This is a genomic window from Chitinophaga niabensis, from assembly GCF_900129465.1.
GTDB classification, from domain to species: Bacteria; Bacteroidota; Bacteroidia; order Chitinophagales; family Chitinophagaceae; genus Chitinophaga; species Chitinophaga niabensis.
Genome location: NZ_FSRA01000001.1, coordinates 3,840,328 through 3,858,536, shown reverse-complemented (window position 1 = coordinate 3,858,536; position 18,209 = coordinate 3,840,328). Strand labels below are relative to the sequence as shown.

Here is an 18,209-nt window from a genome sequence, read left to right as displayed (position 1 = left end):
ACTGTTCATTATTGAGCAGTCCTTTTTTTTACCAGGTAAAAAGAGATCTTCCTGCGTGTAACAAACCCTAGATGTTCATAGAGCCCTATAGCCCTTTCATTTGATTGAGAAACATGCAGGAAGGGAATGATTCCTGCTTCAAGGTTACGGTTCACCAGGTGTGTGATCAGGTGTCGCGCATATTTCCGCCCGGTGAATTCCGGAAGGGTAACAATGGCACTCAATTCTGTAAGCCCATCTAAACGCATCCGCTCCCCCGCCATGGCTACCAGTTTGCCTTCCTGCCTGATACCAAAATAATTACCCATACGGTGTGTGCCCGGAAGATAATATCCCGGCTGCACTTTAGTGACCAGCTCATACATCTCCTGGCTATCGGATAATACTTCAATAACAGGTATATCTTTATCAGGCATAATGGCCTTCTCACAAACCATCTGTAAACAAACCAGGTCATGCTGCATTTCCCAATGAGCAGGCAGGGGAGGGAGATCGCCGATAATAAAAAAGGACTCACCTGCCTTCATAAAAGGATCCAATGAATCGGGTGATTGCTCAAAACCGATAAAGGAAACTATATCAGGAGAATATCTTTTAGCCACTGTGGTTCCGATAGCAAATTCTTGGTGTTGGCTATTGAGCGCATGCCAGGCCGGGTTATCTAATTCTGAAAACATAATGGGCCAAAGTTAAGGATTATATCTTCACCACCCTGAACCCCTGGTTGCTGAAGGAAGCCCTCCTGTTCACTCTGCCGATATCTGTAGCATTAAAGAACTTGCAGGCATTTTTACTGCACCACCAGGATCCTCCTCTTGCATGCACCACCTGTTTGCTATCACCCGGTAAAGCCCCTGAGCAGAATTCAAACACATTCCCGAACATATCGTACAGCCCGATAGCATTGGGCTGGAAACTCCCAACAGGTGCTGTGTACATAAATCCATCACTGGTATCTGCCTGCAAATGATCCCGCCCATGCCAGATATTTCCAGGTTCTGTTTTAAGGCCCCGCGCGGCAATTTCCCACTCATCCAGGGTAGGGAGCCTTACTTTTGCCCATCTGCAATAGGCTTCTGCATCATGATAACTGATGGTGGTAACAGGATGGTCCATTTTCTGTTCAATACCGCCTCTGCTTTTTCCATTGGGGTATCGCCATGAGGCAGTGCTATCTTTTAACCACCTGAATTCAGGAAGGCCGGGGGCGAAGACCATGGCATCCTTATGCTTCTCAGCATCAGTAATATATCCCGTACTGCGCACAAACTTTTCAAAATCGGAATTCGTAAGTTCTGTGGAAGAGATCTGAAACCCTGTTGTTGTTACTTTGCGCAAAGGATTCAGCACATGGCCTTTTTCCCCAAGGGTATAAGTGCCCGCCGGTATTTGCACATATGCAACCAGTAACAGTACGTAGATCATTTTTTGCTTTTATAGAAATTGTCTGCACGTTGCATGATCAGGTCTTCGTTGGCTTTATTCAAATCAAGATAACCATCGTAAGCTGCGTCTTTACCATACAACTTAGCATAGGAAGCAGAAGCCACAAACACCGGGTATTTATTCTGTTCCATCAATAACATCAATACGGTGAGAATATCATGATCTTTCCTGTCAGTATTATAAGTGCTGATCAGGAAGGGCACCATCTCCCAGCCATTCATCTCCACAATTGCATATTTATAATTCACTCCCATCCTTTTGCTGCGAAGTACAGATTCTTTGATCAATGCCATCACAGAATCACGATTCTCTTTGAAGAACTTGTACTGGCGCTCACTCCAATTACTATCTCCAAAAATATCCAGCAAATGCCCGAAGATCTTTTTATGCTCATCCAATGCAAAGAAAATATCACAGTTCTGACTGAAATCCTCGGCATGGATCATATTGTAAGTGAACTTCTCCCGGAGGGAAAGAGCGTTATAGATCTTCTCCGGCATCGTCTGATGTCCTTCATCACTCTCCTCATAAACGGTTTTTAAGCCTGCCACCAGCTTTTTGATCTTCGCCAGTTCATAAGGAGGTACACTCATTTTGGAACGGTACTCATGATAAGCAAGACTTTCCTCACTGGGCCCTTCCTGCGCAAACACCTGCAGGGAGCAAAACAATACAGCAATAAGCAGATTAAACTTCATGGGAACAAATTTAAAACAACCCCTGTTTGCAGTAAACCTTTTTTTCGCCTATTTTTAACCGGGGAAATCAACCAAAAAGTGGACATGTATGATACGAAGGAATTGTTGCACCGCATAGCGGAGGGAGATCAACAGGCATTTACGAAGATGGTGGAGGAGTATAGAAAGAATATCTATACCACTGCCCTGCGCCTGCTGCATTCTACCGTGCTGGCTGAGGAAACACTGCAGGACATCTTCCTGAAGGTATGGCTTCAGCGTAAAGACCTGGTAACCATAGACAATTTCCCTGCATGGCTCAATGCCGTGGCCAGGAATACAATTTATAACAGCTTCCAGCGCTCGCTGAAAGAGAAAGGAACCGATACCACAGAAGGATTGGAAGGATCAATGATCTCCGCCCTGCAACCAGAACAGCAGCTCCAGGAGAAAGAATACACCACCTTACTGCAAAAAGCCATAGACCGGCTGCCGGCACGCCAGAAACAAACTTATCAGCTGATCAGGCAGGAAGGCCTGAAACGGGAAGAAGCGGCAAAAGCTATGAATGTTTCTCCGGAAACAGTCAAGCACAACCTGGAAGAAGCCACCCGTAAAGTAAGGGCCTATTGCCTCGCGCAATTGCCACTCAGCGTTTTGTTGCTGCTCATTAATATTAAATAAAAGAATATTTATCCATTAACCCCCCAACTTTAATTTTTAACCACACTATATAGGTAAAAGGGGAGGATCATGTCTCAAAATAGATTGGAAGACCTGTTTAATTTATGTCTTACTCAACGTGCTACGGCACAAGAGAAGCAGGAATTACATACCCTGCTGGAAAACGCAGAGAATGAGGAACAGATCAGATCTCACATTACACAATTACTGGAATCACCTAAAGAACTGGAAGATATTTCAGCGGATACCATGCAGTCTATTATGGCGGCAATCTTTGAGTCAGAGGACCGCCCCATACCTGTTCCCCGTGTTCAGCTGTTCAAAAGGTCCTGGTTCCGCTATGCCGCCGCCATTCTGATCATAGCGCTGGCTGCCGGAACTTACTTCTGGCAGCCGGCTCCCAGGAAAATCTCTCCTCCTTTAACACAGGACGTCAACCCGGGCAACAGTAAAGCCATCCTTACACTAGGAGATGGTTCCACCGTTACTTTGGACAGTGCCGGCAATCGTATGATCGGACAGGGTATCCGCCAGCAGGGCGATCAGCTTCAGTACGAAGTAGTAGAAGCCGTAAGTTATAATACGCTTAGAACACCCCGTGGAGGCCAGTTCCGCATTCAACTACCGGATGGTACAAAAGCATGGCTCAACGCAGAAAGTTCCCTCACCTATCCAACCGCCTTCCCGGACGATGAAAGAAATGTGGAGATCTCCGGAGAGGTTTATTTTGAAGTGGCAAAACAGGCACAGGCACCTTTTAAGGTGAAAGTGAATAACCAAACTTCCATAGAGGTCTTAGGCACTCATTTTAATATCAATGCTTACCGGGACGAAGATTATATCCGTACTACCCTGCTGGAAGGCGCTGTACGTGTAAATGCCGGCACAGAAAAAGTAGTGCTTGCACCGGGCCAACAGGCACAAATCTCTAACAAGGGTATTCTGGTACTGTCCAATACAGACCTTGATAAAACCATGGCATGGAAGAATGGGTTTTTCAATTTCCAGGACGCACATCTCAAAGAAGTAATGCGCCAGCTTGCCCGCTGGTATGATATAGATATCAGCTACGAAGGAAACGTGCCGGATATTGAATTCGGTGGTAAAATGAGCCGGAACATTAAACTGTCAGACGTATTGAAAGGACTAAAAGGAGCAGGCGTACAATTCCGGATGGAAGAAGGGCCTAAACTGATCGTAACACCTTAGACATGTATATATAACCGGAACCGGCTGAAAATGAAACCGCCACAGACTGGAGATCTGTAGCGGCAGGTCGTTCAGTCAAATCCAAATCAGAGCGTTCAAACTCAATTTTTAATCAACCAAACTATTGCAATCTATGCAAAAAAATGCTAATTGTAACCGGCCAATCCCTGTGCCTGGCCTAAGCCAACCAAATTCACAAGGCTGGTTCACAACCAAAGATCTGATGCTGATGAGACGGATGTTTCCGCTCACAGTGAACAAAACAATTGTGAATGCGATGAAACTGACCTTCATTTTTCTAACCGTCGCCTTTTTGCAGGTAAGCGCAAAAGGATGGTCGCAGGTGGTTACGCTTGCGGGTAAAGACGTTAAGCTGGAAACGATCTTTTCTGCTATTGAAAAGCAGACAGGGTATGTTGTTTTCTACAACAAAGACCTGCTCCGCAATGCGAAGTCTGTTTCCCTGACGGTACAGAATATGCCGTTGACAGACTTTTTAGCTGCGGTGTTGAAAGACCAGCCGATCACTTATGAAATGGCAGATAAAACCATCATGCTGTCCCGCAGGGATCTGGCAACAGCACCGGTTTTTATTCCTGTTACGGGAACAATACTATCTGCTGATGGTACTCCACTTCCCGGCGCTTCTGTGAAGATCAAAGGTAGTAAAAGCGGTACGGTTACAGATGCCAACGGTCGTTTTATGATCAATGCTTCGGAAGGGGATGTACTCTTGGTGAGCTTTGTAGGTTTTGAAGAAGCAACATTCCGTATCAATGGCAATGCTTCAACAGGTATAACAATTCGAATTGTTCCCTCTGAAAATAAACTGGACCAAGTGCAGATCATGGCCTATGGTACTACCTCCAAACGTTTCAATACCGGTAACATTTCAACCGTTAAAGCAGAAGATATCGAAAGGCAACCTGTGAGCAATCCGCTCTCAGCCCTTCAGGGAAGGGTACCAGGCATGGTGATCACACAAAGTACCGGTGTACCCGGTGGCTCTTTTAAAGTGCAGATCCGTGGCCGCAACAGTATCCGTGTTACTGCAAACGATCCATTATACATTGTTGATGGTGTGCCTTATCTCGCCAGTATGGTGATGGGTGTTGCCCCCAATGATCTCACCAATGGAGGAAGTCCGCTCAACTTTATCAACCCCCAGGATATTGAATCCATCGATATATTGAAAGATGCAGATGCCACTGCTATTTATGGTTCCCGTGGTGCGAATGGTGTGATCCTGATCACCACTAAAAAAGGGAAAGTAGGTAAAACCCTCATCACCGCAAATATTACACAGGGTACCGCTGTTGTTTCCAAAATGATGCCCATGCTCAACACCAGGCAATACCTGGATATGCGCTATGAAGCATACAGGAATGACGGAGTGGATTGGAAACTCCCGACTGTGACCAGCGCTATTGATCTGAAAAACTATGATACTACCAGGTATACGGACTGGCAGAAAGAATTCATTGGCAACACTGCCTCCTATACGGATGCGCAATTATCCATGACTGGTGGAAATTCGCAAACGCAATACCTGATAGGTGGAAGTTATCACCGGGAAACAACTGTATTTCCGGGAAACAATGCAGACCAGCGGGGAACAATGCATTTTAATATCAACAGCAGCTCAGATAATCAGAAATTAAAAGTACTGATCACCGGAGGATATACTATAGGAAATAATAACCTTCCACGTTATGACATCGTTGACCTTGCCTTTTCATTACCTCCTATTGCACCGAAGTTGTATAATCCGGACGGTTCGCTAAACTGGGCAAATGGTAACTGGACGAATCCTATTGCCAGGGGAACAGCGAGGTTCGGCCGTAAAGTGAACAATTTTATCACCAATGCAGCTGTCAGTTACCAGGTATTGCCAGGGCTGGATATCAAATCCACTTTCGGTTATACTTTTATGCATGTGGATGAAACGGCTAACTTCCCCATCTCTTCTTACAACCCGATCTACAATATAAACGGGTCTGCAGAGTTCTCTAACAGTAATAACAGAACATGGCTGATAGAACCACAGATCACTTATACCAAAGATCTTTGGAAAGGCCGCCTGAATGCTTTAGTGGGATCTACCATTCAGCAGAATACAGCTAATGGCCAATATGTTAGCGCTTCCGGATTTATCAGTGATGGACTGATCGGGAACCTGGCCTCAGCTTCTTCTATCATGCCCATGAATTCCCTGATCAGGAGCTACAAATACAATTCCCTGTTCGCAAGATTTAACTACAACGTAGAAGAGAAATACATCCTGAACCTTACTATGAGAAGGGATGGTTCAGACAGGTTCGGGCCTGATAACCGTTTTGGGAATTTCGGTGCCGTGGGTGCAGCCTGGATCTTCTCCAAAGAAAACTTTATCGAAAACCATCTGCCCTTTATCAGTTTCGGTAAACTGCGGGGTAGTTATGGTACAACCGGTAACGATGCAGTGGGAGATTACGAGTTCATGCGCTATTATACTATCGGCGGAAACCCTTACCAGGGCGTGAGAGGATTAGGACCTAACAACCTGCACAATCCTTATTATCAATGGGAAGTGAACAAGAAGCTGGAGGGTGGATTGGAATTTGGTTTCCTGCGTGATCTGATCTCTGTCAGCGCCAGTTACTATAACAATCGTTCCGGTAATCAGTTAGTAGGATACCGTGTTCCTGCCCATACCGGTTTTACACAGGTAACCGCCAACTGGCCCGCTGTAGTAGAAAATAAAGGATGGGAATTTGTACTGGGTACCAATAATGTAAAGATCGGTGAAGTTACCTGGAACAGCTCATTCAATATCTCCTTTGCTAAAAACAAACTGGTGGCCTTCCCCGGTATTGAAAATACCAGTTACAAATCTACACTCACCATTGGCGAATCACTGGATATCCTCAGGGTATATCGCTATGTAGGAGTAGACCCTGCTACCGGTATGTATCAGTTCCTGGATAAGGATAACAAAAAACAATCCCTGAGCCTGAACAGCCTCACGGATAAAGTGGGGGCGGTGAACAGAACACCTGAGTATTATGGTGGTTTTCAGAACAGCATCAGGTATAAAGGATTTGATCTGGATTTCATTTTCCAGTTTGCAAAACAGATCGGGCAGGCTTATCGCGGAGCAGTATTGGCAGGGGCAGGTACAGGTATGCAGGGGAACCAGCATATTGAAGTGCTCAACAGATGGCAAAAACCGGGGGATATCAGCATGAACCAACGGTTCAATGCAGACAGGGCATTGGGCTGGCCCAATACTTATTTCCGGGAAAGTGACGGTTCTTATTCAGATGCTTCTTTTGTCCGCCTAAAGAATATACAACTCACTTACAGCTTCTCTAAAGAGATCAACCGGAAGATCGGCTTACAGCAATCCAGGTTATTCCTTCAGGCACAGAACCTGTTCACTATTACAAATTTCAAAGGCATGGACCCTGAAAATCAGAGTGGCAGCAGCCTTCCTCCACTGCGCGTGTTAACTGCCGGTATTAAGATCACCATTTAAAGTATTATCATGAAATCAGGAATAAAACTCTTCATACTTATCGCATTACTGCAAACAGGTTGTAAAAAACTCGTTGATCCATCGGCCCCCGGTAACAAGATCGGGTACCAGGCAGTATATGCTAATAACAAAACAGCCTCCTCCGTATTATCCAGGCTCTTTTCCGATTTTGGATCATTTTCAGAAGGTACAGCCGGTATCCCCATCCTGATGAGTATTTCAGGAGATGACCTCAATGCCGCAGCTGCATCGGACTTGTTCACACAGGACATGTATAGCAATAGGATCATGAAAGACGGCACCTATTGGTGGTATGATATGTATAAATATATCTACACCACAAACGATGCGCTGGAAATGCTGCCTGTTTCAAAAGGTGTTACAGATCCGGTAAGGAATCAATTGATGGGAGAGGCTAGGTTTGCACGCGCATTCTGTTATTTCTATCTCGTGAATATTTATGGAGATGTGCCCCTCATTACTTCTACAGATTACCAGGAGAACATCACCAAAGGCCGTACTGCTTCTGAGCAGATCTATCAACTGATCGTAAATGATCTGATAGCAGCAAAAGCATTGCTGAGCGATAAATATTTTAATGCAGATATCACCACCGTTTCCACAGAACGCCTTCGTCCCACAAAAGCAGTAGCCACAGCGATGCTGGCAAGGGTTTATCTCTATCTGAAAGAATATGCCAAAGCAGAAGCTGAAGCATCCGAAGTGATCGCAAACCCCATCTACGAACTGCCGGAACTGAACAGCGTTTTCCTGCGTAGCAGCAAAGAAGCCATTTGGCAACTGCCTGCATTGCAGGCTCGGTTCAATACCATGGATGGCAAGGCCCTTATCCTGAGAACTACACCCGGTATTCCCAACGGCCCCAGACCTGAATACCCCTTTGTGATCAGCACCTTCCTGAAAAACGCTTTTGAAACCGGAGACACCCGCAGCACCAAATGGATAGGCGACAGCTCCGGCTTTAAATTTGCGAACAAGTACAAAGTATGGGATATAGACAAACCCATCACAGAATACATCATGATGCTCCGCCTTGCAGAACAATACCTGATCAGGGGAGAAGCACGTATCAAACAAAATAAAGTAGGAGAGGGCATCGATGATCTCAACGCCCTCCGGAAACGCGCCCGTGGAAGCAATCCGGGAGACCTGCCGGACCTTTCCAAAGCAATGTCGCAGGACGCTGCAATCCAGGCGGTAGAACATGAACGCCAGGTAGAGCTATTCGTGGAATGGGGCCACCGCTGGTTTGACCTGAAACGTACAGACAGGCTGAATGCTGTGATGACCATAGTAACGCCGCAGAAAAACCCTGCTGTTACCTGGCAGCCATTCCGCGCATTATATCCATTACCATCAGGGGAAGTGAATACCGCTCCTGGTTTACAGGGACATCAAAACCCCGGTTATAATTAAAAAACACTAAGCAGAAAAAATATGACCAATGAGTGTATTGTGAGCGTCCGCGGACTCTCGCACAGGTATAGTACTGCCTGGGCTATCCGGGATATTAATTTCGAGATCAGCCAGAAAGGTGTGCTTGGATTGCTGGGTTCAAATGGCGCCGGTAAATCCACTACCATGAATATCATGTGTGGGGTGCTGAATCAAACAGAAGGGGAAGTGTATATAGGCGGCCTCAACATGCGCAGGCAACCGGAAGAAGCAAAGAAAAAGATCGGTTTCTTACCTCAGAGCGCTCCCCTGCATCTTGATCTCACGGTAGATGAATACCTGACCCATTGTGCGTACATCCGCTTAATGGAAAAGAAAAACATTCCAACTGCGCTGGCGGAGGCAAAAGACAGATGTGGCATTGCGCATTTTTCCAAACGCCTCATCAAAAACCTCTCCGGCGGTTACCGTCAGCGGGTTGGGATTGCCCAGGCCATCATTCATAAACCGGGCCTGGTGGTACTTGATGAACCTACCAATGGATTAGATCCTAACCAGATCACTGAAGTAAGGGCATTGATCAAAGAAATAGCGGAAGAAAGATCGGTTATCTTCTCTTCGCATATCCTCTCAGAAATACAAGCTACCTGCAAAGACATCAAAATGATCGAAAACGGGAGAATGGTGTTTGCAGATACGATAGATGCATTCAACAACTACATCGTACCGCATAGCCTCATCGTATCCTTCGAAAACCCGCCTGCACTTGCAGCTTTGCAGGCTATAGAAGGTATTACAAAAGCAGCACTGCAATACGGAAATACCTTCCGCCTGCATTTTTCGGGTGTGAAACATATCACGGAAAGGATAGTGGAAACCAGTGTAGCGAATGGATGGCGCTTAACAGAGATCAACCTGGAAAGAAGTTCTTTGGATGAAGTGTTTGCACAGTTATCAGGTAAAAGCACCAATTAATATTAAGCAATGAAAGTTACACTCAGAATAGCAAGAGTTGAATTAAGCACACTGTTTTTCTCTCCCATCGCATGGCTGGTGCTGATCGTTTTTACATTTCAAACCGGCCTTACATTTGTAGATAAATTGAAGCTCTATGCAGGCTACCAGGAAATGGGCAGCAGGCTGAGCTTCATTACCTCTGCCATCTTTGGCGGCCCGCTGGGTTTATTCTCAGAGATCCAACGGAATGTATACCTGTACATACCCTTACTTACTATGGGGCTAATGAGCCGGGAACTGAGCAGTGGTTCCATCAAGCTCTTATTATCATCCCCTGTTAAGACCCGGGAGATCATACTCGGAAAATACCTGGCCATGATGGTCTATTGCCTGTTACTGATAGCTATACTGGCAATATTCGCAGTGGCTGGTATGTATTCGATACAGTCTTTTGATATGCTGTATATAACATCCGGTCTGCTTGGTATCTACCTGTTGATCTGTGCGTATGCTGCCATTGGCCTGTTTATGTCCAGCCTTACTGCTTACCAGGTAGTGGCTGCTGTAAGCACCCTGGTAGTACTTGCCGCTTTGAACTATGTAGGTCTCTTATGGCAGGATGTGAATTTTGTAAGGGACCTCACCTATTTCCTTTCTATCTCCGGAAGAGCTGATCAGATGAGGGATGGCCTGATCATTAGTAAAGACCTCTGCTATTTTGTTTTGGTGATTACGCTGTTCCTGGGGCTTAGTATTATGTTGCTGCAATCCGGCAGGGAAGCAAAACCATTGTGGGTAAAGATAGCCCGCTATTCACTTCTCACAGTAACAGTATTAATGCTGGGGTACATCAGCTCCCGGCCAGGGCTCGCGTTGTATGCTGATATGACTGCCACTAAAACCAGAACGCTCACTGCCACCAGCCAGCAGATCATCAAACAATTGAAAGAACCTTTGAAGGTGACCACCTATGTGAACCTGATGGATGATTTCTGGCATATGGGCATTCCCAAAAGCCGTAACAAAGATGTGAATTTCTGGCAACCCTATCAGCGCTTCATGCCTGACATGAAAATAAACTATGTATACTACTATGATACCTCTATGGCAGAATGGTTATACAAAGGCAACAAAGGGGTATCATTAGATACGCTTGCAAAAAGAATGGCAAAAGCGCGGGAACTGAGCCTGAAAATGTTCATGCCACCGGCAGAGATCCGCAAGATCATTGATCTGCGGCCAGAGGAAAACCGTTTTGTAAGATGCCTGGAATATAATGGTAAGCGGTCTTTCCTCAGGGAGTATGCAGGAGAAATGGATCCTAATCCCGGAGAAGCAGAAGTGCTTGCTGCCATCAAAAGATTAGTGGTAACACCTCCAAAGATTGGTTTCCTCACCGGGAATAATGAACGTGCCATCGATAAGGTAGGGGATAAAGATTACAAAGGCAGTACAGCTGAACTCAGCTACCGGAAATCACTGGTGAACCAGGGATTTGATGTAACAGCCCTTTCGCTGGAAGAAGGTGATGTGCCGGAAGATATTGCCGTACTCGTGATTGCAGATCCTAAAAAAACATTGCCACCCGCCGTATCCGAAAGAATAATCCGTTACATAGATCGTGGGGGAAATATGTTGATTGCCGGAGAACCCGGCCGCCAGGAAGTATTAAACCCACTCTTAAATAAACTGGGCGTGCAACTGAAAGAAGGCATCCTGTTACATGAAAGCAGGGATTTCTCTCCTGACCTCGTAATGGGATATATCACAACAGCTGCGGCCGCCACCTCCGGTAACTATAAAAATTTCTGGACGGATAGTGTGAAAATGTCTATGATCTCTTCAGTGGGAGTACAGTATACACAAAGTGATTTTAAAGTAACAGAGATCCTGGCTACAGATAGCAGCAAAAGCTGGAACAAAACTGGCCAGCTGAACCAGGATACCGGATATGTGCAATTTGATCCGTCAACAGGTGATGTGAAAGCCACTACCCCCATCGCCGTTTCACTAACCAGGCAAACGAAAGGAAAAGAACAACGGATCATGGTATTAGGTGATGCAGACTTTATGAGCGCTCCGGAACTCAACCGTTATAACATAAGGGTTGGAAATTTCTTTTTTATGTTCGAAATGTTCAAATGGCTGAGCTATGATGAATACCCGGTAGATGTATCCCGGCCTAAAGCACCTGATAGTAAGATCCTGATCGCTAAAGAGGATGTGACCATTCTGCGGATCATTTTACTCGTTCTCCTCCCTGCCGTATTATTTATTTCCGCTGTGGCATTACTGATCCGCCGGAAAAGAAGATAAAAGGTCGATTGGATTTCTCATAAGCTAAAGGGCTTCATTTTCTAATGAGGCCTTTTTTCATATCCCTACCTCACATATTAATTTCTTTTCATAGCTTAGCTACAGAAAAACATCACTTCATGAGAAACCGGCTGCTTTTATGCTGCATCTTCGGGTTAGCCACATTGGTCACTGTTGCCCAGGACACATCCCGTATAAAAAGAGATTCTACCCGCACAAGAAGAGGTGGAGGAATGTCTGCCATCTTTTCTGATTCCACTGCCCTCACCAGCAGCGATTATCAGCTGAAGATCGAGAACTCTTACGTAGTACTGGATAACATTGATAACAAAAGTGAACTGGGGATAGGTATAGACCTGATCGTTGCAAAACTGGCAGACAGTGATTCCGTGCTCAGTGTACTGAAAGACAATGTGCTTAACAACAGCCAGGCCCTCAACCTCCGCAACCTCCAGGTGTTCAGGACTTTGCTGCAAAACATCCAGACGGACCTCAGGGCACACCGCAAACTGCTGGACAGTTCCGAAACCAAACTGAACAATCTCAGGAATAACCTGGCAACCCTCAGAAGTGATACCGTACTCCGTCAACTGATGAGAGACTCTTTGCTGCGCATCCAGTTTGCGCCGCAGTTAAAAGATATGCGGGAAGCCTGGCGCAGCAGCACCCGCCATCTCCGGGAAAGCCTGGCCACCATCAACCTGCTGCAAACACATACTTCTGCCAATGCCATCACCACTTCCAAATTGCTGGACAAAGTGAACAACCTCCTGAACACTTCTGCCACCCGCATTTTTGGGAAAGAATATAATTACCTCTGGGAAAAGGATACACTGGATATATCTGCTGCTACCCGTTCTTCTTTTTACAAAGCAGTCAGGGGAGAAAGGAAAGCACTGGACTATTATTTTAAAGACAGCGGCAATAAAAGATTATTCCTGTTGCTCATTGGCATCCTGTTCTTTATTTGGATCTTCCGCAGCATCCGGGCTCTCCGCCGTCTCAATGGCATGGGGGCTATCCGCGAAATGGAATTCGTGTACCTGCCCTCCGGTTACATTGTTTCCTCTTTCGTGATCATGTTCTCCATCGCTCCCCTGTTCGATCTGCATGCACCTTCTGCATACATTGAATCCATGCAGTTCCTGTTACTGATCATCCTCACCATCATCTGCTGGAAGAAGTGGCCTCGCAGGTTATTCCTGTACTGGATCGCGATGGTGTTGTTATATATCTTCTTCTCTTTCGCACATCATATCATCGATCCAAGTTTCTGGCAACGCAGCTGGTTCATCATCCTCAATATCCTGTCTGTTGTGTTCGGATGGCTCTTCCTCACAAGACTAAAGGAAAACCTGCATTTGAGAGGTTTCCTGCGTTTTGTGATCATCCTGCATAATATCATGAATATCCTGGCCATCTTCTTTAATTTATTCGGCCGTTTTTCACTTGCGCAGATCTTTGGTCACGCTGCTATTTTCGCCTTTACGCAGGCGGTGGGCCTTGCCGTATTCAGCAAGATCTGTATGGAAGCCATCCTGTTGCAGATCGTTACCAGCCGGATCAAAAGAGGCGTTACCACCCACTTTGAATTCCAGCATGTGCTTACCAGTTTCCGCCGCCCGGTTTTATTCCTGGTGGTGATCCTGTGGCTGATCGTGTTCACCACCAACCTGAATATCTATACCACTGTATTAAACGGTTTGATAGAATTCCTGGAAGCACCCCGCAGCATCGGAAATGCCTCCTTTACCATCGGCGGTATATTATTGTTCTTCCTGATCATCTGGATAGCACACTTATTGCAGAAGTACGTAGGTTACTTCTTTGGTGATACAGGTAACGATGATGAGATAAGTAACAAGGGGCAGCGTTCACGCCTGCTCATAGCAAGACTGATACTACTTTGCCTCGGTTACCTCCTGGCTGTTGCTGCCTCAGGCGTTCCGGTAGACAAGATCACCATCGTGCTGGGGGCCTTAGGTGTAGGTATTGGTCTCGGCTTGCAGAATATCGTGAACAACTTCGTATCCGGCATTATCCTCATATTCGACAGGCCCCTGCAAATCGGGGATGTAGTAGAGATCGGAGATAAATCCGGCCGCGTAAGGGAAATAGGCCTGCGTTCCAGCACCCTGCTCACCCAGAACGGCGCAGAAGTGATCATTCCCAACGGAGACATCCTCTCCCAGCAGATCGTAAACTGGACCCTCACCAATAGCCAGCAGCGCCTGGAAATAGACCTGACCGTCACCGGCAACACGGATATGGAGGTAGTATCGGCCACTATCAAAAAGGCCATCCTTCAATCCAAATACATAGTCACCACCCGGGAGCCACAGATCCTGTTTACCAAAGTGATGGAAGACGGTTTTGAACTGAAGGCCTTCTGCTGGAGCATAGACGTTGCCAAATCCGCCGAAGCAAGAAGTGAGATCCTACTCCTCCTGCACAAACAACTGGGCGCAGAGAACATCTCCGTAAGTTTCTAATAATCAATGCATAAAGAATAAAAGAGGGCGCCCCATCAAGGGTGCCCTCTTTGTTAAGGTACTACCATCCCACTCTTAACATAGGCTTGACATAGGCTCAAGATAGGGTAATCCTTCTCCCATCCTATACTCAAAGTAGTGCCAAAGATAGTTTTGGGACCAGCTTTTGATCAACGATCAGCCGCCGTTGTGTCACTCCCTTCAGCGACAGTATATACCTGAACAAGAACAAACACCACTCAACTCCCAACCAAAAAAACACCAGCGGAAATAAGCATAAAAAAAATTCGTCCGAAAACTGTTCCCTCTTGCCTCTTATAACCACCGGGCTAGTTTTTTCGGTCGAATTTTTTTTATGCTTATTGGGAGCGGCGGAATAATTTGAAGACAACCGTGTCCCCAAAAAAAAGAGGGTGCCCTGAAAGAACACCCTCTCTTAAACGTTTCCAAAAATAATATTAGAACTTGAACGTAGCACTCGCAGCCAAACGCCTCGGCATTTGCTTTTCAACAGTCGTCCATCCACCAAAATATTCTTTATTCGTAGCATTATCCAGCTTCAACGCCAGGCGGAAAGCCTTTGCATTATAGAACACACTCGCATTCAGGATAGCATAAGAAGGCAAAGTAAACACCCCCGTCCTGGAATCATTTGTGATCTTATTATCACTCGCATAATTTCCACCTACACCAGCACCCAAACCCTGCGCCTTACCGCCGGTAATAGTATAACTGATCCAAAGGTTCGCCAGGTGCTCAGGACCAGCCGTAACAGGCCTTCTACCCAACACAAACACTGCGGACTTTTCCATTTTGCTGTCGTTATAAGAATAACCGGCAACGATGTTCAGCCCGTTCACAGGATTCGCGGCAAGGTCCAGTTCAACGCCCTTACTGCGTTGAGAGCCATCCTGGATTGTATAGTTGTAGTCAACATTTTCAACTCTCATCACAGCACCGCGGGTCATATTGGTAACCAGCAGGTCATAATAGCTCGCTGTGAAATTCAACCGATGGTCCAGCGCATCCAGCTTAATACCTCCTTCAAACTGGTTAGCCTGCTGAGGTTTGAGTACACCGTCCAGGTTAAGCTGAGGAGGTTGTACAACAGGAGCCAGGTTCTTGAAACCATTCATGTAATTGGCAAAGATCCCTATCTTATCCTTTACGATCTGGTAAACCAACCCGAATTTGGGAGATACAGCCAGCTGATCATATTTACCGGCTCCCTTCACACCCGTCAGGTGATCGTTAGCGCCTTTATTATCGAAATAGTCCACCCGTACACTTGCCATGGCAATGAACTTCTCTGTAATGTTCAATACATCAGACACATATGCACTGTAAGTGTCGTTCGTGGTACTGTTCATTTGTTTTCCGCCTACTATGGCCGCCAGCTTCGCATCTACAGCAGGCCTGTTCAGTTGACCATAACGGGGATCTTTTGCATTCGTTACGTTCACATAATCAAAGGTCAGATAAGGCGAGTTATTATTGGTGGTCTGCTGGCTCAGGTAATCCAATCCAAACACAACCCTGTTCCTCATTTTGCCGATCTTGAAATCGCCGATGAAGTTCTGCTGTACGCCCGTAGTGGTAGAAATAGAATTCTGGTTATACACGAACCGGCTGATAAGTGTGTCATTCTGCACCACGGGTTGGCCGGCAGGGAGGCCCTGGTCCAGGAACATCACGTAAGAATAATACCCTTCACTTTTACGCACACTCCTGGAGAGGTTCGTTTGAGAAGTCCATTTATCGGAGAGCTTATAATTAGCCTGGCCGTAGATGTTTACGGTTGGTGTTTTGTTCGTGATATCGTTAGCAGTATAGGAACGGTTGAAATCCATGTTGAGTTCCTTTGGCGTAGTAGCTTTCAAAGGACGGCTACGGTTCAGGAAAACCATTAGCGGGTTGGTGCCTTCCCCATTGTAGATCTCTGCATTCACCAGGAAGGAGAGCTTGTCACTCACCTTGTAGGATAAGCTGGGAGCCAGGAAGAAAGACTTCCTAAACCCTGCATCCTGGAAACTGTTTTCAGAATGGTAAGCACCATTGAAACGCAGCAAAGCAGTTTTATCATCATTCAATGGCGTATTGATATCAGCGGTGATACGGCTCAGGCCAAAACCACCACCGGTATAACTGATCTCGCCACCGAAGTTCTCATAAGGGCGTTTGGTCACAATATTGATCAATCCGCCGAAGGAGATCAGGCTGCTGCCGAACAGTGTACTTGAAGGCCCTTTGATAGTTTCAATCCTTTCAACATTAGCCGGGTCGATAGAGCCATTGGTCAGACCTGCAATACCATTGATCATGGTAGGCTGCACAGCAAAACCACGTATGGAGAAATAGCCGGCACCATCACCAGGGCGGCCGGTAGAAGACCATAGGCGGCTCACGCCCGGTGCATTTTTGACCGCATCATCAAAAGTAGTGATCACCTGTTCTTTCATCAGTTCTTTCCCGATCACATTATACACCTGTGGGTTTTCAATATTTTTGATCGGCAAACGCGCTACCTGGTCACTTTCCTTTCTGCCGAATTTATTCTGATTACCCTTGATGATCACTTCCTGCAACTGCGTATTGGAAATTTTGATCTCTATATTTACAGTAGTTGTTTCATTAGCAGTTACGGTAACCTGCTGTTCCGCGGTTTCATAGCCCAGCAGGGATACGAGAAGTGTATATTGCCCCGGAGCGATCCTGCGAAAATTGAATACGCCCTTTTCGTCTGTTATTACCCCGCGGTTCTTGTCCTTGATCTGAACCGATACAAAAGGAGCCAGTTGTCCATCGTTGGTTTTGATGGTGCCTTTGATATGCCCGGTTGGAATTTCTGCCCGCAGGCTGATGGCAGATACCATGAGCAGGAGGATAAACGCTGTAAATTTTCTCATCGTAATATATTTATTGGCTGATAGCGGTAAGAAACCGCCGGTCTTTAGTCCGCCGCAAAATTCAGGTACAATGAGTGGCCGGGTAGATCGGATGCGGAATTTTATTTACGCAATAGGGAATTTTCAGTGGATTTTTCAAAATAATTGTTCCCCCAGCTTTCCATCTGCATAATCACCGGAAGCAGGCTGGTGCCCCATTCCGTGAGGTAATATTCTACTTTGGGGGGTACTTCCGGGTAGATTTTTTTATATATGATATGTAACTCCTCCAGCACTTTCAGTTGCTGGTTCAGCACCCGGGCAGGGGCTTCGGGAATACTGCGGTGCAGATCACTGGGCCTGCGGATGCCGGAATGGATACTATCCAGTAAACAGGCCTTCCATTTCCCGCCCAATACCTTGATCGTCATGTTCACACCATATTCCAGTGATTCCGGGAGCTTTTTTACATACATGTCTGAGGGTTTAAGGACAACAAATATATCATAATGCGGGGAGGTCTGAAAAGGTATCCGCCAATACCCGCCAGTGGCGCATAGGGATAAATTTATCCCTTATGGAATCTTTGTTCCCTGATTGTTTAGGCCCT

Annotated in this window: 12 protein-coding genes; 7 read left to right on the top strand and 5 right to left on the bottom strand. The window is 46.1% G+C overall.

Features of this window, described 5'->3' with window-relative positions; translation table 11 throughout:
- Nucleotides 1-8: 8 nt before the first annotated feature.
- The 3 genes from BUR42_RS15410 to BUR42_RS15400 are packed head-to-tail and all read right to left on the bottom strand — an operon-like array spanning nucleotide 9 to nucleotide 2,144.
- Entirely contained in the window at nucleotides 9-677 is a 669-nt protein-coding gene (locus tag BUR42_RS15410) for a GNAT family N-acetyltransferase (protein WP_074240075.1), read from the bottom strand.
- Between the two features lie 19 nt (nucleotides 678-696).
- A complete protein-coding gene (locus tag BUR42_RS15405) occupies nucleotides 697-1,425 on the bottom strand; it encodes an SUMF1/EgtB/PvdO family nonheme iron enzyme (RefSeq protein ID WP_074240074.1) in 729 nt (242 codons plus the stop codon).
- Nucleotides 1,422-2,144: a hypothetical protein gene (locus BUR42_RS15400; RefSeq protein ID WP_159442280.1), complete on the bottom strand. Its 723-nt coding sequence runs from the start codon at nucleotides 2,142-2,144 to the stop codon at nucleotides 1,422-1,424. The genes BUR42_RS15405 and BUR42_RS15400 overlap by 4 nt, the downstream gene beginning before the upstream one ends.
- Before the next feature lie 84 nt (nucleotides 2,145-2,228).
- Here BUR42_RS15400 and BUR42_RS15395 point away from each other — a divergent pair, with 84 nt between their 5' ends.
- From BUR42_RS15395 to BUR42_RS15365, 7 genes are all read left to right on the top strand, one after another.
- Entirely contained in the window at nucleotides 2,229-2,807 is a 579-nt protein-coding gene (locus BUR42_RS15395; protein WP_159442279.1) for an RNA polymerase sigma factor, read from the top strand.
- Between the two features lie 69 nt (nucleotides 2,808-2,876).
- The gene (locus tag BUR42_RS15390) at nucleotides 2,877-4,016 is read left to right on the top strand and encodes a FecR family protein (protein ID WP_074240071.1); all 1,140 of its coding nucleotides are present in this window, start codon (nucleotides 2,877-2,879) and stop codon (nucleotides 4,014-4,016) included.
- Between the two features lie 229 nt (nucleotides 4,017-4,245).
- Nucleotides 4,246-7,533 carry a SusC/RagA family TonB-linked outer membrane protein gene (locus BUR42_RS15385; RefSeq protein ID WP_074240619.1) on the top strand — a complete coding sequence of 1,096 codons (3,288 nt, stop codon included), beginning with the start codon at nucleotides 4,246-4,248 and terminating at the stop codon, nucleotides 7,531-7,533.
- Nucleotides 7,534-7,542: 9 nt separating this feature from the next.
- On the top strand, nucleotides 7,543-8,970 hold the full coding sequence (locus tag BUR42_RS15380; RefSeq protein ID WP_074240070.1) for a RagB/SusD family nutrient uptake outer membrane protein: 1,428 nt from the start codon (nucleotides 7,543-7,545) through the stop codon (nucleotides 8,968-8,970).
- 21 nt (nucleotides 8,971-8,991) lie between these two features.
- A complete protein-coding gene (locus BUR42_RS15375; protein WP_074240069.1) occupies nucleotides 8,992-9,924 on the top strand; it encodes an ABC transporter ATP-binding protein in 933 nt (310 codons plus the stop codon).
- Between the two features lie 9 nt (nucleotides 9,925-9,933).
- A complete protein-coding gene (locus BUR42_RS15370; protein WP_074240068.1) occupies nucleotides 9,934-12,222 on the top strand; it encodes a Gldg family protein in 2,289 nt (762 codons plus the stop codon).
- A 119-nt stretch (nucleotides 12,223-12,341) separates the two neighbouring features.
- Entirely contained in the window at nucleotides 12,342-14,714 is a 2,373-nt protein-coding gene (locus BUR42_RS15365; RefSeq protein ID WP_074240067.1) for a mechanosensitive ion channel domain-containing protein, read from the top strand.
- 458 nt (nucleotides 14,715-15,172) lie between these two features.
- Here the strand turns inward: BUR42_RS15365 and BUR42_RS15355 are convergent, their stop codons facing one another.
- Both BUR42_RS15355 and BUR42_RS15350 read right to left on the bottom strand, forming a co-directional pair.
- Entirely contained in the window at nucleotides 15,173-17,620 is a 2,448-nt protein-coding gene (locus BUR42_RS15355) for a TonB-dependent receptor (RefSeq protein WP_074240065.1), read from the bottom strand.
- A gap of 101 nt (nucleotides 17,621-17,721) precedes the next feature.
- Nucleotides 17,722-18,075, bottom strand: coding sequence for a winged helix-turn-helix transcriptional regulator (locus BUR42_RS15350; RefSeq protein ID WP_074240064.1), 354 nt, complete (start codon nucleotides 18,073-18,075; stop codon nucleotides 17,722-17,724).
- Nucleotides 18,076-18,209 lie beyond the last annotated feature (134 nt).